This window comes from Streptomyces sp. NPDC028928 (assembly GCF_055564915.1).
On sequence record NZ_JBVHVI010000022.1, the window covers coordinates 61,698 to 80,129 of the forward strand.

The window sequence follows — 18,432 nt, forward strand, 5'->3', positions numbered from 1 at the left end:
CCAACCGCATCCGCTCCGACGCGGCCACCCAGGCCGACACCCTCATCACCGAGGCCCGCAACGAGGCCGAACGGCTCCAGAACGAGACCGCCGCCGAAGCCGACCGGGTGCGCACGGAGGCGCTCACGGAGGCGGAGCGGCTCCAGGCGGAGACGGCCGCCGAGGCGGAGCGGATCCGCACGGAGGCGTCGGAGACGCTCACCGAGGCCAACGAGGCGGCGACGCGTGCCCGCGCGGAGGCCCGCGAGGACGCCAACCGCATCCGCTCCGACGCGGCCACCCAGGCCGACACCCTCATCACCGAGGCCCGCAACGAGGCCGAACGGCTCCAGAACGAGACCGCCGCCGAGGCCGAGCGCGTGCGCGCCGAGGCGCTGGCGGGTGCCGAGCAGCTGCTCGCGGAGGCCACCGACGAGGCCGAGCGGCTGCGCGCGGAGGCCGCGGAGACGGTCGGTTCCGCCCAGGCGCACGCCGAGCGGCTGCGGGCCGAGGCGGCGCGCGTGAAGGCGGACGCGGAGGCGGAGGCCGAGCGGCTCGTCGGCTCCGCGCGCGAGGAGGCCGAGCGGACCCTGGACGAGGCCCGCAAGGACGCCAACAAGCGGCGTTCGGAGGCGGCCGAGCAGGTCGACAAGCTCATCACGGAGACCACGGCGGAGGCCGACAAGCTGCTCACGGAGGCGCAGCAGCAGGCGCTGAAGACCACCGCGGACGCCGAGTCGCAGGCCGACACGATGGTCGGCGCGGCCCGCAGCGAGGCCGAGCGGATCGTCTCCGAGGCGACCATCGAGGGCAACTCGCTGGTGGAGAAGGCCCGGACGGACGCGGACGAGCTGCTGGTCGGCGCCCGCCGGGACGCCACCGCGATAAGGCAGCGCGCGGAGGAGCTGCGGGACCGCATCACCAGCGAGATCGAGGAGCTGCACGAGCGGGCCCGCCGCGAGGCCGCCGAGACGATGAAGTCCACCGGCGACCGCTGCGACGCGCTCATCAAGGCCGCCGAGGAGCAGCTGGCGAAGGCCGAGGCGAAGGCCAAGGAGCTGGTCTCGGACGCCAGCTCCGAGGCGGGCAAGGTGCGGATCGCCGCGGTGAAGAAGGCGGAGGGGCTGCTCAAGGAGGCCGAGCAGAAGAAGGCCAGCCTGATCAAGGAGGCCGAGGAGCTGAAGGCGGAGGCGATCCGCGAGGCCCGGCGCACCGTCGAGGAGGGCAAGCGGGAGCTGGAGATCCTGATGCGCCGGCGCGAGGACATCAACGCCGAGATCTCCCGGGTCCAGGACGTCCTGGAGGCGCTGGAGTCCTTCGAGGCGCCCGCGTCCGGCAAGGACGGCGGGGTCAAGGCGGGCGCCACGGTGGGCGCCCCCCGTTCGGGTGGCAAGTCGTCAGACAGCTAGCCTGAGGGGTAGGTTCCGGTGTCTTCTGGGGGCTTTGCCCGACTCCTTGGCAAGCCGTCCGACGGTCAGCCACTCAAAAGGGGTGCCATTCTCCAGATCAAAACCGTATCTGCTCGATGACACACCGCTTCGGCCCCTAGGATTCCCCTTATCACCTCACTCACCGGTCTCATTCGACAGGAACCCCATGAGCGACACTTCCCCCTACGGCTTCGAGCTTGTGCGGCGTGGATACGACCGCGCTCAGGTGGACGAACGTATCTCCAAGCTCGTCTCCGACCGTGACAGCGCTCTCGCCCGCATCACCGCCCTGGAGAAGCGCATCGAGGAGCTCCACCTCGAAACGCAGAACGCGCAGGCCCAGATCACGGACGCCGAGCCGTCGTACGCGGGTCTCGGCGCGCGGGTCGAGAAGATCCTGCGGCTGGCCGAGGAAGAGGCCAAGGAGCTGCGTGAGGAGGCCCGGCGGGCGGCCGAGCAGCACCGGGACCTCGCCGAGTCGGCGGCCCAGCAGGTCCGCAACGACGCCGAGGCGTACGCGGCCGAGCGCAAGGCCAAGGCCGAGGACGAGGGCGTCCGGATCGTCGAGAAGGCCAAGTCGGACGCGGCCCAGCTGCGCGCCGAGGCGCAGAAGGACGCGCAGTCCAAGCGCGAGGAGGCGGACGCCCTCTTCGAGGAGACCCGCGCCAAGGCCGCGCAGGCCGCCGCCGACTTCGAGACCAACCTGGCCAAGCGCCGCGAGCAGTCCGAGCGTGACCTGGCCTCGCGTCAGCAGAAGGCCGAGAAGCGGCTCGCCGAGATCGAGCACCGGGCCGAGCAGCTGCGCCTGGAGGCGGAGAAGCTGCGCACCGACGCCGAGCGCCGCGCCCGCCAGACGGTGGAGACCGCCCAGCGCCAGGCCGAGGACATCGTGGCCGACGCCAACGCCAAGGCCGACCGCATCCGCTCGGAATCCGAGCGTGAGCTGGCGGCGCTCACCAACCGCCGCGACTCCATCAACGCCCAGCTGACGAACGTCCGCGAGATGCTGGCCACGCTGACCGGCGCCGCTGTGGCCGCCGCCGGCACCACGAGCGACGACGAGCCCATCTCTCGTGGGGTGCCGGCGCAGCAGTCCCGGTAACCGCGGGTCGTGGTGAACCGCGCGCCCGTTGTGGTGGTCGCGCAGTTCCGCGCCCCTTCGGGGGCGCTATGGAGCCCCCTGCCTTCAAGTGGCGGGGGGCTTTGCCCCGTTTTAGCGTGGCCGCATGATCGAGCTGGAGGGGCTGACCAAGCGGTACGGCGACAAGGTGGCGGTCGACCATCTGACCTTCACCGTCAGACCGGGCGTCGTGACGGGGTTTCTCGGGCCCAACGGCGCCGGGAAGTCCACCACCATGCGGATGATCCTCGGGCTCGACCACCCCACCGCCGGTGATGTCCGCATCGACGGCACGCACTACAACCGGCTCAAGGACCCGCTGACGTACATCGGCGCGCTGCTGGACGCCAAGGCCGTGCACGGCGGCCGGAGCGCCTGGAACCATCTGCTCTGTCTCGCGCAGAGCAACGGCATCCCGAGCAGCCGGGTCGCCGAGGTACTGGATACCGTCGGGCTCACCGCCGTGGCGCGGAAGAAGGCCAAGGGCTTCTCGTACGGCATGGGACAGCGGCTCGGGATCGCGGCCGCGCTGCTCGGGGATCCGCGGATCGTGATGTTCGACGAGCCGGTGAACGGGCTGGACCCCGAGGGCATCCACTGGATCCGGAACCTGATGAAATCGCTGGCCGCGCAGGGCCGGACCGTGTTCGTGTCGAGCCACTTGATGAGCGAGATGGCGCTGACGGCCGATCACCTGGTGGTCATCGGGCAGGGGCGGCTGCTCGCGGACACCTCGATGGCCGACTTCATCCGGGCGAACTCGCGGTCGTACGTGCGGATCCGCTCCCCGCAGCGTGAGCGGCTGCTCGACGTGCTGCACCAGGCGGGGATCACCGTCGTGGAGGCGGGCGGCGAGGCGCTCGAGGTGGAGGGCGGCAAGGCCGGGCAGATCGGTGAGCTGGCCGCGCGGTACGGGCTCGTGCTGCACGAGCTGAGTCCCCAGCAGGCCTCGCTGGAGGAGGCGTTCATGCAGCTGACGGCCGAGGCCGTGGAGTACCACGCGCACGCCGGACCCGCCGCCGTCCCGCAGGGCTGGGGCGCCGGCTGGAAGGGGGCCTGAGAACCATGGCGGCCGTACAGGTCATCCGGTCCGAGTGGACCAAGATCCGGTCGGTGGCGTCCACGGTGTGGACGCTGTCGCTGGCCGCGGTGGTCACCATCGCCCTGGGGATGCTGATCTCCGCGCTCTCCAACAGTCAGTACGAGAACATGCCCGTGCGGGAACGGCTCTCCTTCGATCCCACGGTGATCAGTTTCGCGGGCATGACCCTCGGCCAGCTCGCGATGATCGTGTTCGGGGTGCTGGTCGTCTCCAACGAGTACAGCACCGGCATGATCCGGGTCTCCCTGGCCGCCGTACCGCAGCGCGGCACCTTCCTGTTCGGCAAGGTCGCGGTGGCCACGGCGCTCGCGCTCGCCGTCGGCATGGTGACGAGCTTCGCCGCGTTCTTCCTCGGCCAGGCGATGCTCGGCTCCCACCGCGCCGCCATCGGCGACCCCGGGGTGCTGCGGGCGGTCGTCGGCGGCGGGCTGTACATGGCCCTCATCGCGGTGTTCTCCATGGGCGTCGCGGTGATGCTGCGCTCGCCGATGCTCTCGCTCGGCATCCTGATGCCGTTCTTCTTCCTCGTCTCGAACATTCTCGGCAACGTCGACGCCACGAAGAAGATCGGCCGGTATCTTCCGGACCAGGCCGGCCGGCGGATCATGCAGGTGCTGCCGAGAGCCGGCGACGACACGCCCTACGGCCCCTGGGGCGGACTCGGGATCATGGCGCTGTGGGTGACCGCGGTGCTCGTCGGGGGTTACGCGCTGCTCAAGAAGCGCGACGCATAGCTTTACTTTCTCTTGGGCGGAACCGTCAGCGCCTCGATATCCTCCTAACCCTTACGGGGGCGTGTGCCCCGCTGTCCTGAACCTTTCGATGGGTGCGGAGCATGATCGAGGCTGTCGGCCTGACCAAGCGCTACGGCGACAAGACCGCCGTGTACAACCTTTCCTTCCAGGTGCGGCCAGGGGCCGTGACCGGCTTCCTCGGGCCGAACGGCTCGGGCAAGTCCACGACGATGCGGATGATCCTCGGGCTGGACAACCCCACGTCCGGGTCGGTCACCATCGGCGGCTACCCGTACCGCAAGCTGCCCAACGCCCCCCGGCAGGTCGGCGCGCTGCTGGACGCCAAGGCCGTGCACGGCGGCCGGACCGCCCGCAACCACCTGCTGAGCCTCGCCCAGCTGTCGGGCATCCCGGCCCGGCGCGTGGACGAGGTGCTCGGCGTCGTCGGCCTCCAGGGTGTGGCCAGAAAGCGCTCCAAGGGCTTCTCCCTCGGCATGGGCCAGCGGCTCGGCATCGCCGCCGCGCTGCTCGGCGACCCGCAGGTGCTGCTCTTCGACGAACCGGTCAACGGCCTCGACCCCGAGGGCATCCTCTGGGTCCGCAACCTGATGAAGGCCCTCGCGGCCGAGGGCCGTACGGTCTTCGTCTCGTCCCACCTGATGAGCGAGATGGCGCTGACCGCCGACCACCTCATCGTCATCGGGCGCGGACAGCTGCTCGCCGACATGAGCGTGAAGGACTTCATCTCGGCCAACTCGGCCGACTTCGCGCGCGTGCGCACCCCCGACACCGAGCCGCAGCTGCGCGAGAAGCTGACCTCCGCGCTCACCGAGGCCGGCGGGCACGTGCTGCCCGAGCAGGACGGCGCGCTCCGGGTCACCGGGCTGCCGCTGCCCCGCATCAGCGACCTCGCGCACGAGGCGGACGTCCGGCTGTGGGAGCTGTCCCCGCACCAGGCCTCGCTGGAGGAGGCGTACATGCGGATGACGCAGGGCGCCGTGGACTACCGCTCGACGGTCGACCAGAAGGCGGGCCTCCAGCAGCCGCTGCCGCCCGGCGCCCAGCCGCCCATGCCGGTCCCCGGCCAGGGCCAGCCCGGCTGGTACGCCCCGCCGCCGCCCCAGCAGGGCGGCCAGCCCTTCACTCCGCCCGCGGGGCCGTACGGCGGCGCTCCGGGCACGGCCCCGGGTACGGCACCCGCTGGACCGGCGGGTACGGCCAACCCGTACGCACAGCCCGGCCCCGAGGGCCGGCCGACGGCACCGGCCCAGCCCGCGCAGGCCCCCTCCGCCGCCCCGGCGCCGCAGGACCAGCCGCCGGCCCTGACCAAGGAGACCCCGGCCGCCCCGCAGGCCCCGGCGGCCCCGCCCGCGCCGGCCGCCGCCCCCGCCGCCCCCGCCTCCTCCCCTGCCGACCCGACGACCCAGCCCGAGGACGCCCGATGAGCACCCACCAGCCCCCCATGCCGCAGGCCCCGGCAGCCGCGCCCGGTGGGCCGTACCCCGGCTACACCTCGCCCATCCCGGTCGTGCGCACCCATCTCGGGCACGCGCTGGCCTCCGAGTGGACGAAGATCAAGTCGGTGCGCTCCACGATGTGGACGCTCGGCGTGTTCGTGCTGCTCGTCGTCGGCATCGGCCTGCTGGCCGGTGCCCTGGTCGAGGCCAACGCCGGCTCCGAGGGCCTGTCCGGCGAGAACCCGCTGTCGTTCGGCTTCTTCGGTCTGCTCCTCGGCAGCATCTGCATCATCACGCTCGGCGTGCTGACCACGGCCTCGGAGTACGGCACCGGCATGATCCGTACGACGATGACCGCGTGCCCCAGCCGGGCCCGGGTGCTCGCCGCCAAGTCGATCGTGTTCTTCACCGTCGCCTTCGTCTTCACCCTGGTCACGTCCGGCTTCGTGGCCATGGTCCAGGCGTCGATGCTGGAGAGCACCGGCGCCCGTACGCCGACCGGTGAGGACTGGCTGAAGGCCACCGTCGGCATCAGCCTCTACATCGCGCTGCTCGGCCTGCTCTCGCTGCTCGTCGGCTCGGTCATCCGGCACTCCGCGGGCGCCATCACCATCATGATCGGCGTGCTCCTCGCGCCGCTGGTGCTCGCGCTGTTCATGGTGTCGGAGTCGCTGAACAAGCTCCGTGAGTGGCTGTTCGAATACTCGATCCCGAACCAGCTGAGCGTCTTCTACACCAACTCCCTGACCCAGTCCGGCCCCTCCGGCTGGGACCCGCTGTGGATCATGGCCGGTGTGACGGCGGCGGTGTACGCGGGCGCGTACGCGCTGCTGCAGAGCCGGGACGTGTAGCCGTACGGCCCCAAAGCTCAGAACCTCGGCGCGTTACGGGACCGCTGCACCCGCGTGGTGCGGCGGTCCTTCGCGTTCCAGCAGGCCTTGTGCCAGTGCCGGCGGTCGTCGACGCCCGCGTGCTCCGGCCACGCCACCACGTGCGGGACGCCGGACGCGATCAGCTGGTCGCAGCCCGGGCAGCGGTAGGTCTTGCCCTCCGCGCTGGCCCCGGCGACATGGCGTACGCTCCAGTCCTCGCCCTGCCAGCTCTCCGTGGACTGCCAGCCGCCGTACCGGCCGGCGCGGTCGTCCTCGGCGCTGCGGCCCGATGATCCGGCTGCCTTCGGTCGGTTGCGACGCGGGGACACGGGACACCTCTCGGGGCTGTACAGGGAGCACGGGCTCCATCCAGCCTACGCGCCGCCGTGAGGGGTACGCGTCGGGTACGCGTAAGGAACCAACCCGCCCAAGTCCCCCTCCACGGCGATCCATTCGGCAGACAATCCGCAAATCTTTCCGGCCAGGCCGTGTCCTGGGCACGTGTCAGGCGGTTATGCCGGGTGGGGGAGCTCCGGGTCGGAGCCAAGGAAGCAGGAAATGCGATGCACGTAGGAAGTTTTGTGCTGGCGGCCCAGTTCCCGGGCCAGGGCCCCGGGGAGGCCCTGCACCGGGCGGTCCGCTCGGCGGAGGTCGCCGAGCAGTCCGGGCTGGACGCCGTCTGGCTCGCCGAGCACCACTTCGTGCCGTACGGCACATGCCCGTCCGCGGTGACCCTGGCCGCGCTGCTGCTCGGCCGCACCCGCCGCATCCGGGTGGGTACGGCGGTCAGCGTACTGCCCACGGCCCATCCGGTGGCCCTCGGCGAGCAGGCCGCACTGCTCCACATCACCAGCGGCGGCCGGTTCACGCTGGGCGTCGGGCGGGGCGGCCCCTGGGTGGACCTGGAGGTGTTCGGCGCGGGACTGGAGGCGTACGAACACGGGTTCCCCGAGTCACTCGATCTGCTGCTGCGCTGGCTCGGCGAGCCGTCGGTGGCGGCCTCCGGCGAGCGGTTCTCCTTCCGCGAGGTGCCGGTCGTCCCCCGCCCCTCGGAGGCCCTGACGGAGACCCCCGGGCCCGAGGTCGTCCTCGCCTGCACCTCACCGGCGAGCGTACGGCTGGCGGCCGAGCGCGGGCTGCCGATGCTGCTCGGCATGCACGTCGGGGACGAGGAGAAGGCCGAGATGGTCGCCATGTGGCGGCAGTGCGCGCGGGCGGCGGGCCGGCCGGCCGAGGAGATCGAGGGCGCGGCCCATGTCTCGGCCGGGGTCTGCCAGCTCGCCGACCGGCGCACGGACGCGGTGGAGACACTGACGAAGGCGATGCCGGGCTGGCTGCGGCAGGGACTCGGGGCCCATGTGACGGTGGACGGACGGGCGCGCTCGATGCGCGACCCGTACGCCTACACCGAACTGCTCTGCGGACTGCACCCGGTGGGCACCCCGCGGCTGGCCGCCGACCGGCTCGCGGCCACCTCGGAGCGCACCGGCATCACCCGCTTCGCCCTCCTCACGGAGGGCTCGGGCGACCTCGCGGCCACGGAGGAGAACCTGCGGCGACTGGGCGCCGAGGTGCTGCCCCAGCTACGCTGACCGGCCTGTCACGCAAGCCACCTGGGGGGCTTGCCGCCCCGGTCCTGAATGCACCTCCCCCACGGTGGAGCGGCAAGCCGGCGGCTGTCCGTCCCGGCCGTACTCGGCCGTGCCCGGCCGTACCGGAACCGCGCGTCAGCAGTCCCGAAGCTCCGGCGACTGGTTCAGCAACTGGCTGCGCACCGAGGTGAAGCGGGCCAACGTCTCGTCCACCGAGGCGTCCAGCGGGAACACCGCCACGCGGTGGCAGTTCTGGAAGGCCAGCCGCACACCGAAGTGCCGCTGCAGCGCGCCGCGAATGGCGTCGCTCGCGAGCGCACGCAGCAGCTGACCGCGCGCCTGCTCGTCCGGCGGGGGCGTCTGGTTGTCGGCGAAGGGTCCGCCGTCCACCTTCAGCTGGGCCACCAGGGAGCTGATCATCTCCCATGCGTAGGGCAGGGAGGTCCGGACGCAGTCGACGAAGTCTGCTTCGTCGACCTCGCCTCGCTCGGCCTGTTCGAGTAGGGCCGGTGAGACGTCGAGCGACATGGGTTCTCCTCTCGCACCCCCGAGGCGCAGGGGTTGCCGGACAGGTAAGGGAGTTCGCGATTTCGAACACGCTCGGTACAGGAGCCGCAACCTCCCGTTCTCTACGGTAGGCAACGGTCGGTGACCACACCAGCAGAATGCGTATATGGAACGGTCCCGTTACGCCCACAATCGGCCAGGGATGAACAAGAGTTTCAAGGGACAAATGGGGCGATCCACAGGCAGCGGGGCGGGCGGATCGCGAGCACCGGGGGGTGTCGAGTAGCGTTGCCGACCATGCGTCTCGTCATTGCCCGCTGCTCGGTCGACTACGCCGGCCGGCTCACCGCCCACCTGCCCTCGGCGCCGCGACTGATCCTGGTCAAGGCGGACGGCAGCGTCTCCATCCACGCCGACGACAGGGCCTACAAGCCGCTCAACTGGATGTCGCCGCCCTGCACGCTGAAGGAGGGGACGGGCGAGGACGAGGGGGTCTGGACCGTCGTCAACAAGGCGGGCGAGAAACTGATCATCACGATGGAGGAGATCCTCCACGACTCCTCGCACGAACTGGGCGTGGACCCGGGTCTGATCAAGGACGGCGTGGAGGCGCACCTCCAGGAACTCCTGGCCGACCGCATCGAGACCCTGGGCGAGGGGTACACCCTCATCCGCCGCGAGTACATGACCGCGATCGGCCCCGTGGACATCCTGTGCCGGGACGCCGAGGGGCAGACGGTCGCGGTGGAGATCAAGCGCCGGGGTGAGATCGACGGCGTCGAGCAACTCACCCGCTACCTCGATCTGTTGAACCGCGACCCCCATCTGGCGCCGGTCCGCGGCATCTTCGCCGCCCAGGAGATCAAGCCCCAGGCCCGCGTCCTCGCCACCGACCGCGGCATCAACTGCCAGATCCTGGACTACGACGCCCTGCGCGGCATCGAGGACGACAAGCTCCGCCTGTTCTAGCCGACGGTCCCGGCCGGACCGGCGGTGCCGGACCGACCCGAGGCCGGCCGGGCACCGTCGCGCATCACGCCGACGCGCTGCTCGACGTTCCCCCGGCGGAGCCGTCCGTGCCGCCGGTCGTCGTGCCGTCGGTGGTACCGCCCGTGGTTCCGTCCGTCGTGCCGCCGCTCGTCGTGCCGTCCGTGGAGCCGCCGGTCGCCGTGCCGCCGCTGGTCGTACCGTCGCTGGTGCCGCCCGTCGTCGTGGTGGAGCCGCCGCTGGTGCTTCCACCCGTCGTCGTGGTGGAGCCACCGGCGCCCCCGCCGTCCGTGGAACCGCCGGTGCTGGTACCCCCGGTCGAGCCACCCGTCGTACCGCCCGTACTGCCGCCCGTGCTGCCGCCCGTCGAACCGCCCGGAGACGTCGGTGACTTCGACGGTGAGCCGGAGGGCGTGGTGGGGTCGGAGGGCTTGACGCTCTCCGAGGGGCGGGAGGGGACGGCGGGCGGCAGCGGGTCGTCCGCCGTGCCGTACGTACCGTCGGGGCCCGGTGAGGTGGGACGGCTGTCGGCCGAGCCGGTGTCGCCCGTGTCGGTCGGGTCCGAGGTCAGGCCGCCGTCGTCCAGTCCCTGGGTCGCCGACGGGTTCACCTCGACCTTGCCCGCCGGGTTGCGGTCGCCGTTCGGGTCGGACGTCATGCCGAGCGTGACGACCGTGCCGAGCACCGCGGCGAGCAGCGCGCCGGAGCCGGCCGCCACCAGGTTGCGCCGGGCCAGCCGCCGGATGCCGGCACCGCGCACCGTCGGCTGCGGAACCTGCTGGGTGACCAGGGTGCCCTCGTGCGGCACCGGCGCCGGCACCGGCTCCTCGGACCGTGTCTCCAGCGGCACCGGCAGCCCTGGCGCCTCGCCCGCCCGGTCGGTGAGCAGGGCCAGCGCGCGGCGGCCGGCGACCGTGCCGCGCTTGTCGGCGAGGGCGCCGCGCAGCGCGCCCGAGGCCTCCAGTTCGGCCCGGGCCCGGTCGAGCTGTCCGGAGCAGAGCGCGAGGATTCCCAACTCGTGGTGGAAATAGGCTTGTTCAGGCACATCGCCGGCCAGCCGCGAGGCTTCCGCACCGGACCGCAGGGCCCGTTCCCAGGCGCTCCAGTGGAGTCCGGCGGCGAAGGCGGGCGCGGCCGTGCGGGCGAGCCGTACGGCGCTGCTCTCCTCGCCGTCGGGGGCCGGGGCCGTCCGCGGCACGACGGCGGCGAGCGCGGCCAGGACCGCGTCGGCCTCCGCGCACACCCGTTCGGGGGTGACCGAGGGATGTCCGGCCCACCAGGCGTAGTGCTGAGCGACGGTACGGGCCCTGTCGTCGGCGTCATCGGCGTATCCGGCCGCCTCCAGCTGGGTCTGCACGCCGGCCGCGAGCCGGTAGCGGGGGCCGACCGGGGAGACCAGGCCGCAGCCGGCCAGCTCGCCGAGGGCGGCGTCCGCGTGGGTGTCGCCGACCAGCGCGGGCAGGTGGGCCTGGTGGGGCAGCTCGCCGCCGAGGGCGACCGCGAAGCGGAGGGCGGCCCGGGCGGAGGCGCTGAGCCGGGAGGCGAGCAGCGGCGCGGGGGCCGCGGCCTCGCCGAGCGAGGGCAGCGGGACGTCGTCCGCCGGCTCCACGGGCGGATCCGCCGGCGGGCGTACGTCCTCGAAGACGCCGTACTCGTCCACCGCGCCCGCGCCGGCCCGCAGCTCGTCGCGCTGCCGGAGCAGGGCGCCGGCCTGGACGAACCGCAGGGGCAGCCCCTCGGACTCGAACCAGAGGTCGCCGGCCCAGTTGGCCTCCTCCTCGGTGAGCACCCGGCCGACGGTCCGCTCCAGGATCTCCACGCCGGCGGCTCGGTCGAGGCCGGCCAGGAAGACCTCCTCCACCTCCGCTCCGACGGAGGGCGCGGGCACGTCGGGGGTGGCGGCGAACAGGAACGCGCACTCGGGGGTGGCGTCGCGCAGTTCGTCCAGGGCGGCGCCGCCGAACTCCAGGTCGTCCAGGACGACGACCGCGCCGATCTCCCGGACCCAGGCGAGCAGTTCGTCCCGGTCGGGGCGGTGGTGGGAGGCGTCGTAGACGGCGTGGAACAGATCGTGCAGGAGGTCGCCGGCCGTGCGGTGGTGGCCGCTGAGGCGGACCACGCCGTCGGGGGCGAGGTCCAGGCAGTCCTCGGCGACCAGGTCGAGCAGGGCGGTGCGGCCGGAGCCGGCCGGGCCGGTGAGGCGGACCGAGCGGCCCTGGGCGAGGAGGCGGACCAGGCGTTCGCGTTCGTCCTGGCGTTCCAGCAGGGAGAGCGTCGGCTGGGCGGGGCCGGGCGGGACGGGCGGCCGGGCGGCGCGTTCGGTCTCGGCGCGCTCGGCGGCGGTGCGCTTGCGGGGCCTGCCGGGGCGTTCGGCCGGCGGGCAGGGTTCTATCTCGCTGCCGTCGACGGGGTTGACGGTCAGCTGGAGGTCGCCGACGACGAGCTGGGCCATGCGGGCGGGCGCGGCCGTGCCCGGGGCGAAGTCGGAGGTGAGGGAGTCCCGGGGCGGGCGGCGGCCGTGCGGCGTGCCGTGCTCCTCGGGTCCCGTGTTGATCGGGTCGATCGGCTCGATCGGATCCATGGGTTCAAGCCCCCCAAAAGCGTCGTGTGCCCGTGTTCCGGCCCCTCCCGGCCTTGTCGCACACCGCGCTGTCGCTTCTGGTCCGGGCCCGCTCGGTCGAGGGTTGCGAGGCAGCGGGCGACCGCACCCTAAACCGTGGCTCAGTATCTCCGACAGGGCGGGGTGCCGTACGGTCCGAGACGTCACGGTCTTGTGAGGATTTCGGCCGGTTCACCTGCGTACACGAGCCTCAGGGCCGTACCCGGCGCACCGCTGTCGCACGCGTCTCACACCCGGGGCAGCGACTCCACCCCGATGCCGCCCTCGATGGCGAGGATGCGGTGCAGCCGGGTGGCGACCAGCAGGCGCTGCATCTGCGGGGGCACGCCCCGCAGCACCAGGCGGCGCCCGCAGCGGCCGGCCCGCCGGTGGGCACCCATGATCACCCCGAGTCCGGTGGCATCCCAGGAGTCCAGTTCGGACAGGTCGAGCACCAGGTCGCCGACTCCGGTGTCGACGGCCGAGTGCAGGGCCGTACGGGCGTCCGCCGCGCTGCGGACGTCGAGGCGGCCCCCGACGACCAGCTCGGCGTGGTCGCCCCTGATGTACATATGCGCTCCCCGTTGAGTGCGGTTGGCGTACTCGGTGACGGTGCTGTGCAACGTCTGACTGTGCGGGTGGCGGTCCGGTTGCTGCTTGTAAGCGAACCGATACCGAATTCACCCCCGGGAGTGATACTCCCGGGGTGTTCGTGCCTGGACAGGTGACCTAGTACTTGTAGAAGCCCTGCCCGCTCTTGCGGCCGATGTCACCGGCGTCCACCATCCGGCGCATCAGCTCCGGCGGGGCGAACTTCTCGTCCTGGGACTCGGTGTAGATGTTGCTCGTGGCGTGCAGCAGGATGTCCACGCCGGTGAGGTCGGCGGTGGCGAGCGGGCCCATGGCGTGGCCGAAGCCCAGCTTGCAGGCGAGGTCGATGTCCTCGGCGGTCGCCACGCCGGACTCGTAGAGCTTGGTCGCCTCGACCACGAGGGCGGAGATGAGCCGGGTGGTGACGAAGCCGGCGACGTCCCGGTTGACGACGATGCAGGTCTTGCCGACGGACTCGGCGAACTCCCGGGCGGTGGCGAGGGTTTCGTCGCTGGTCTTGTAGCCGCGGACCAGCTCGACGAGCTGCATCATCGGCACCGGCGAGAAGAAGTGCACGCCGACGACCCGCTCGGGGTGCTCGGTGGCCGCCGCGATCTTGGTGATCGGGATGGCGGAGGTGTTGGAGGCGAGCACGGTGTCCTCGCGCACGATCTTGTCGAGCGCGCGGAAGATCTCGTGCTTGACCTCCAGCTTCTCGAAGACGGCCTCCACCACGACGTCCGCGTCGGCGGCGGCGTCCAGGTCGGTGGTCGGGGTGATGCGCGCGAGGGCGGCCTCCGCGTCCTCGGCCGCCAGCTTGCCCTTGCCGACGAACTTGTCGTACGAGGCCTTGATGCCGTCGGTGCCGCGCTTCAGTGCCTCGTCGGTGACGTCCCGCAGGACGACGTCCCAGCCCGCCTGCGCGGCGACCTGAGCGATACCGGATCCCATGAGACCGGCCCCGATGACGGCGAGCTTCCGTGCCACTCCGACTCCCTATGAACGCGGTGAAAGGTCTGCCTCTCGGCGGACCATAGCGCTCCGGCGCCGCTGTGTGACCGGTAAGTAACGCGCGTCACGTCTCATTTGACGGACATCACACCGCCAGGGGTCAGGGCGCGCCCCGGACGGCGTAGTTGAGCACCTTTTCGCTCAACAGGTCCTCGATGTCGTCCAGGAGGACGAGTACCTCTCGTGACACTTCGGCCGGTTTGCGCCCGGCGAGCATCTCGCGGCCGATGGTGACGAAGACGGCCTGGTGGATCCAGCAGATCTGACCGGCCATCAGGTCGGGCAGCGGGTCGTCGGCGGCGGCGCCGGTCTCCTCGCGCAGGGTCGTCTCCAGGGCGTCGTGGATCTCCTGCTGGAGACTCCACAGCCGGGAGCGCAGCGGCGGCGCCTCGTGGATGACCCGCATGAAGCGGTCGTAGCCCTCCATCAGGCCGATGCGGGGCGAGACGGCCTCGACCTCTGCGCGCAGCTCGCGCAGGACGGCGCGGGCGGCGGACTCCCCGCTGTCCCGGCCCCGGACCCACCGGGCGAGCCGGTCGGCCACGCCGGCCGAGCGGTCGAAGAAGAGGTCCTCCTTGGCGGGGAAGTAGTTGTAGACGGTGTTGACCGAGACGTTCGCCGCCTCGGCGATCTCCGCGACGGTCACCGCCTCGAACCCGCGCTCCAGGAACAGCCCCGTGGCGACGTCCGAGATGTACTGCCGGGTCTGCCTCTTCTTCCGCTCCCTGAGTCCCTCAGCCATGCCCGCATCCTAGCTTCGCTGGGCCTTCTGAAAACTTGGGGTCATTGCAAAATTTCAGGGACTCTGTTTTTCTGGGGGCATGTCAGCAGTCATCAGTACGGCGGGCCTCGCCCGCACCTTCCGGACGAAGGCCGGCCCCGTGGACGCCGTCCGGGGCGTCGACCTCACCGTCCGCGAGGGGGAGATCCTCGGCTTCCTCGGCCCCAACGGCGCCGGCAAGACGACCACCCTGCGGATGCTCACCACCCTGCTGAAGCCGACCGGAGGCGCGGCCACCGTCGCGGGGTGCGATCTCGCGACCGATCCGGCCGGGGTGCGCCGGGCCAGCGGCTACGTCGCCCAGTCCGGCGGTGTCGATCCGCAGATCACCGTGCGGGAGGAGCTGGTCACCCAGGGCCGGCTGTACCGCCTGCCGAAGGCGGAGGCGGCCGACCGCGCCGCGGAACTGGCCGAGGAGCTGGACCTCACCGGGTTCCTGGACCGGAGGACCGGGGCGCTCTCGGGGGGCCAGCGCCGGCGCCTGGACATCGCGATGGCGCTCACCCACCGCCCGAAGGTGCTGTTCCTGGACGAGCCCACGACCGGCCTGGACCCCGCCAGCCGCGCCGACCTGTGGGAACTGGTCCGCCGGCTGCGGGACGAGAACGGTACGACCGTCTTCCTGACCACCCACTACCTGGACGAGGCCGACGCCCTCGCCGACCGTCTGGTGATCGTCGACCGGGGCACGGTCGCCGCCGAGGGCACCCCGAGCGCGCTCAGGCTCCGCTACGGCGGCTCGCTCGACGCCACCCTCCAGGACACCTTCCTCGCCATCACCGGCCGCGGCCCCGCCCCGGCCGACCCCGCCCCCGTCGCCGTATAAGGCCTACCGACCTTCAGGATCCGCCCGATGCTGCTTCACGACACGGCCCTCATCTACGGCCGCTACCTCCGCCAGTCCCTGCGCTCCCGCTTCGCCCTGCTCTTCGGCGTGCTGACGCCCCTGCTCTACCTGCTCTTCTTCGGCCCGCTGCTCACGGATCTGCCGCTGGGCGGGCAGGGCAGTTCCTGGCAGGTGCTGGTGCCCGGGCTGCTGCTCCAGCTCGGCCTGTTCGGGGCGCTGTTCGCCGGGTTCACGGTCATCATCGAGAAGGGGCAGGGGGTGGTGGAGCGGATGCGGGTGACCCCGGTCAGCCGGCTCGCCCTGCTGCTCGGCCGGGTGCTGCGGGACGCCACGGTGTTCGTCTTCCAGGCGGTGCTGCTGGTGCTGGCCGCGCTGGTGATGGGCCTGCGCGCGCCGCTGGCCGGCGTCCTGATCGGCTTCGCCTTCGTCGCGCTGCTCACGCTGTCGCTGGCCTCGCTGTCGTACGCCCTCGGCATGAAGGTCCGCACCCCGCAGGAGTTCGGTCCGCTGATCAACATGGTGTCGATGCCGTCGATGCTGCTGTCCGGCCTGATGCTCCCGATGACCCTCGCCCCCGCCTGGCTGGACGTACTGTCCCACTTCGTGCCGTTCCGCTACCTGGTGGACGCCGTCCGGGACGCGTACGTCGGCCACTACACGACCACCCACATGCTCTACGGCGCCCTGGTCGCCCTCGCCTTCACCGCGCTGTCCGTGACGGTGGGCACACGGGTGTTCCGGACGGCCGGGGCGTGACGCCTGGCCGGCGGATCAGGACGACGGAAGGCACACGGCAGCCGGCGGCCGACACCGGTCGGCCACCCCGGACGGCGCCGAGCGTGCGAGACAGGGACGGCGACGCCGCGGACACACGTGCTCGCCGTCACCGCGCTGTCCGTGACGGTGGGCACACGGGTGTTCCGGACGGCCGGGGCGTAACTACGCTGGCCGTATGGTCAATCTGACGCGTATCTACACCAGGACCGGCGACCAGGGCACCACGAGTCTCGGCGACATGAGCCGGGTGCCCAAGACGGATCTCAGGATCTCCGCCTACGCGGATGCCAACGAGGCCAACGCGGTGATCGGCACCGCCATCGCGCTGGGCGGTCTGGAGGAGGAGATCGTCGCGGTCCTCACCCGCGTCCAGAACGACCTGTTCGACGTGGGTGCGGACCTGTCGACGCCCGTGGTGGAGAACCCTGAGTTCCCGCCGCTCAGGGTGGAGCAGTTCTACATCGACCGGCTGGAGGCGGACTGCGACCGCTTCAACGAGCGGCTGGAGAAACTGCGCTCCTTCATCCTGCCCGGCGGCACCCCGGGCGCCGCCCTGCTGCACCAGGCGTGCACGGTCGTACGCCGGGCCGAGCGCTCCACCTGGGCGGCGCTGGAGGTGCACGGCGAGACGATGAACCCGCTCACCGCGACCTACCTCAACCGCCTCTCCGACCTGTTGTTCATCCTGGCCCGCAGCGCCAACCGGGAGACCGGCGACGTGCTGTGGGTGCCGGGCGGGGAACGCTAGGCCCGCGGCGGACCGGTCAGGCGCCGGTCCGGCCGTCGGTCAGCTCGCGCAGGATGTCGAGGTGTCCGTTGTGCCGGGCCGTCTCCTCGATGAGGTGGAGCAGGATCCAGCGCAGGTCGACCGGGCTGCCGTCCTTCCGCTTCCGCTGCGCCCTGGTGTCCAGGTCGTGCGCGGCGATCAGCTCGTCGTACCGGGCGCAGTCCGCGGCGTACTCCTCCAGCAGCCGGGACAGCGGGATGTCGAGCGCGATCCGCATCTCGCGGTCGGGGTCCTCCTCCGTCCACGGGCCCTCGTCCTCCTCCCCCAGGAAGACGACCCGGAACCACCAGTACTCGACCCAGCGCAGATGGTTGATCAGCCCGCTCGGGGTCATCAGCGGCGAACCGGGCAGGTGCGCCTTACGGGCGTCCTCGTCGGACAGGCCCTCGCACTTGGCGCGCGCGGTGGCGCGGACGTAGCCGAGGAAGGTGGTCAGCTGAGTGCGCTCGTCCCAGGCGGGAGGCGTGTCGGTACGTGTCATCGCCGTGATGATGTCCCCGTGCCCGCCCCGCTGTCGACAGACTTTTCGACAGACTCTTCGACGGACTTTCCGGCCGACGTCTCGTCCGGCTTCTCGCCGGACCGCTGCTCCTGCTTGGGGAACAGCGTGTAACTCGCCGCGATCACCACGTTGATGCCGATCACCCAGAGCATGCGCACCTGCCACGCCCGCAGCGAGCCGGTGTCCCCCGCGTCGCCGACGTACCAGACCGCGCCCTGGAGCAGCGCGAGGGAGACGACCGAGGCCAGGATCCAGCGGCCGGCGACCCTCCACTCGTGCACGGCGCGGGCGGTGCCGTACGTGGGCGGTTTCACGGGAGGCGGGCCGCCGGCGAAGCGGTGGGCCACCCGGGCGTCCGCCCACCTGATGGTGGAGTGGCCGAGGCCGACCGTGAAGCCGATGTAGACCGCGGCGAGTCCGTGCCGCCAGTCGGGTTCGGCGCCGTTCCTCAGGTCGACCGCGGTGACGGCGAACAGCACGATCTCCAGGAGCGGCTCGCACAGCAGCAGGGCCAGGCCGGTACGCGGCATCCGGAACGCGTACCGGAAGGCCAGCCCGGCCGCCAGCAGCACCCAGAACGCCACCTCACAGGCGATGATCAGTCCGACGATCACGCTTCGCTCCCCTCGTTCACCCTTCAAGGCTCCCGGCCCGGGCCGGACGTGTCGTCGTCGGCGCAGAGGAAACCGGCGTAAACGAAAGTCGCAGTACGGCACCCTTCCCGGGGTGCAGGAAAGCCGCCCCGGCGCCGTGTTGG

General features: G+C 71.8%; 18 protein-coding genes and 1 pseudogene. 11 read left to right on the plus strand and 8 right to left on the minus strand.

What is annotated here, in order from left to right; genetic code table 11:
- From ACZ4U1_RS37230 to ACZ4U1_RS37255, 6 genes and pseudogenes are all read left to right on the plus strand, one after another.
- Positions 1 to 1,388, plus strand: a pseudogene (locus tag ACZ4U1_RS37230) (hypothetical protein); the annotation flags it as partial.
- Between the two features lie 187 nt (positions 1,389 to 1,575).
- Positions 1,576 to 2,511: a cellulose-binding protein gene (locus tag ACZ4U1_RS37235; RefSeq protein ID WP_467908597.1), complete on the plus strand. Its 936-nt coding sequence runs from the start codon at positions 1,576 to 1,578 to the stop codon at positions 2,509 to 2,511.
- A 124-nt stretch (positions 2,512 to 2,635) separates the two neighbouring features.
- On the plus strand, positions 2,636 to 3,589 hold the full coding sequence (locus ACZ4U1_RS37240; RefSeq protein WP_467908598.1) for an ATP-binding cassette domain-containing protein: 954 nt from the start codon (positions 2,636 to 2,638) through the stop codon (positions 3,587 to 3,589).
- A 5-nt stretch (positions 3,590 to 3,594) separates the two neighbouring features.
- Positions 3,595 to 4,365, plus strand: a complete 771-nt coding sequence (locus ACZ4U1_RS37245; RefSeq protein WP_467908599.1) for an ABC transporter permease — start codon at positions 3,595 to 3,597, stop codon at positions 4,363 to 4,365.
- A gap of 101 nt (positions 4,366 to 4,466) precedes the next feature.
- A complete protein-coding gene (locus tag ACZ4U1_RS37250) occupies positions 4,467 to 5,810 on the plus strand; it encodes an ABC transporter ATP-binding protein (protein ID WP_467908600.1) in 1,344 nt (447 codons plus the stop codon).
- Complete coding sequence (locus tag ACZ4U1_RS37255) at positions 5,807 to 6,673, plus strand: ABC transporter permease (protein WP_467908601.1); 867 nt, start codon at positions 5,807 to 5,809, stop codon at positions 6,671 to 6,673. Before ACZ4U1_RS37250 ends, ACZ4U1_RS37255 begins: the two co-directional genes overlap by 4 nt.
- A 17-nt stretch (positions 6,674 to 6,690) precedes the next feature.
- On the opposite strand, the gene ACZ4U1_RS37260 is transcribed toward ACZ4U1_RS37255, so the two are convergent.
- On the minus strand, positions 6,691 to 7,023 hold the full coding sequence (locus ACZ4U1_RS37260; RefSeq protein ID WP_467908602.1) for an ATP/GTP-binding protein: 333 nt from the start codon (positions 7,021 to 7,023) through the stop codon (positions 6,691 to 6,693).
- A gap of 234 nt (positions 7,024 to 7,257) precedes the next feature.
- Between ACZ4U1_RS37260 and ACZ4U1_RS37265 the strand changes: the two genes are divergently transcribed.
- The gene (locus tag ACZ4U1_RS37265) at positions 7,258 to 8,286 is read left to right on the plus strand and encodes an LLM class flavin-dependent oxidoreductase (protein ID WP_467908604.1); all 1,029 of its coding nucleotides are present in this window, start codon (positions 7,258 to 7,260) and stop codon (positions 8,284 to 8,286) included.
- Positions 8,287 to 8,421: 135 nt separating this feature from the next.
- On the opposite strand, the gene ACZ4U1_RS37270 is transcribed toward ACZ4U1_RS37265, so the two are convergent.
- Positions 8,422 to 8,814, minus strand: a complete 393-nt coding sequence (locus ACZ4U1_RS37270; RefSeq protein ID WP_467908605.1) for an SCO5389 family protein — start codon at positions 8,812 to 8,814, stop codon at positions 8,422 to 8,424.
- A 276-nt stretch (positions 8,815 to 9,090) separates the two neighbouring features.
- Here ACZ4U1_RS37270 and nucS point away from each other — a divergent pair, with 276 nt between their 5' ends.
- Positions 9,091 to 9,762, plus strand: a complete 672-nt coding sequence (nucS, locus tag ACZ4U1_RS37275) for an endonuclease NucS (protein ID WP_356154757.1) — start codon at positions 9,091 to 9,093, stop codon at positions 9,760 to 9,762.
- Between the two features lie 64 nt (positions 9,763 to 9,826).
- Here the strand turns inward: nucS and ACZ4U1_RS37280 are convergent, their stop codons facing one another.
- The 4 genes from ACZ4U1_RS37280 to ACZ4U1_RS37295 all read right to left on the minus strand — a co-directional run bounded on the left by ACZ4U1_RS37280 (position 9,827) and on the right by ACZ4U1_RS37295 (position 14,723).
- Positions 9,827 to 12,361, minus strand: coding sequence for an ATP-binding protein (locus ACZ4U1_RS37280; RefSeq protein ID WP_467908606.1), 2,535 nt, complete (start codon positions 12,359 to 12,361; stop codon positions 9,827 to 9,829).
- Positions 12,362 to 12,627: 266 nt separating this feature from the next.
- On the minus strand, positions 12,628 to 12,951 hold the full coding sequence (locus tag ACZ4U1_RS37285; RefSeq protein ID WP_030656141.1) for an STAS domain-containing protein: 324 nt from the start codon (positions 12,949 to 12,951) through the stop codon (positions 12,628 to 12,630).
- Between the two features lie 157 nt (positions 12,952 to 13,108).
- The gene (locus ACZ4U1_RS37290; RefSeq protein WP_467908607.1) at positions 13,109 to 13,957 is read right to left on the minus strand and encodes a 3-hydroxyacyl-CoA dehydrogenase family protein; all 849 of its coding nucleotides are present in this window, start codon (positions 13,955 to 13,957) and stop codon (positions 13,109 to 13,111) included.
- 124 nt (positions 13,958 to 14,081) lie between these two features.
- Positions 14,082 to 14,723, minus strand: a complete 642-nt coding sequence (locus ACZ4U1_RS37295; protein WP_467908608.1) for a TetR/AcrR family transcriptional regulator — start codon at positions 14,721 to 14,723, stop codon at positions 14,082 to 14,084.
- Positions 14,724 to 14,802: 79 nt separating this feature from the next.
- Between ACZ4U1_RS37295 and ACZ4U1_RS37300 the strand changes: the two genes are divergently transcribed.
- From ACZ4U1_RS37300 to ACZ4U1_RS37310, 3 genes are all read left to right on the plus strand, one after another.
- Positions 14,803 to 15,588 (plus strand): ABC transporter ATP-binding protein, encoded by a 786-nt coding sequence (locus tag ACZ4U1_RS37300; protein WP_467908609.1) that lies wholly within the window; start codon positions 14,803 to 14,805, stop codon positions 15,586 to 15,588.
- A 27-nt stretch (positions 15,589 to 15,615) separates the two neighbouring features.
- Positions 15,616 to 16,365, plus strand: a complete 750-nt coding sequence (locus tag ACZ4U1_RS37305) for an ABC transporter permease (RefSeq protein ID WP_467908610.1) — start codon at positions 15,616 to 15,618, stop codon at positions 16,363 to 16,365.
- A 196-nt stretch (positions 16,366 to 16,561) separates the two neighbouring features.
- Positions 16,562 to 17,134 carry a cob(I)yrinic acid a,c-diamide adenosyltransferase gene (locus ACZ4U1_RS37310; RefSeq protein WP_467908611.1) on the plus strand — a complete coding sequence of 191 codons (573 nt, stop codon included), beginning with the start codon at positions 16,562 to 16,564 and terminating at the stop codon, positions 17,132 to 17,134.
- A 16-nt stretch (positions 17,135 to 17,150) separates the two neighbouring features.
- Here the strand turns inward: ACZ4U1_RS37310 and ACZ4U1_RS37315 are convergent, their stop codons facing one another.
- A complete protein-coding gene (locus ACZ4U1_RS37315; RefSeq protein WP_467908612.1) occupies positions 17,151 to 17,654 on the minus strand; it encodes a DinB family protein in 504 nt (167 codons plus the stop codon).
- Complete coding sequence (locus ACZ4U1_RS37320; protein WP_467908613.1) at positions 17,651 to 18,289, minus strand: hypothetical protein; 639 nt, start codon at positions 18,287 to 18,289, stop codon at positions 17,651 to 17,653. The genes ACZ4U1_RS37315 and ACZ4U1_RS37320 overlap by 4 nt, the downstream gene beginning before the upstream one ends.
- Positions 18,290 to 18,432: the final 143 nt, after the last annotated feature.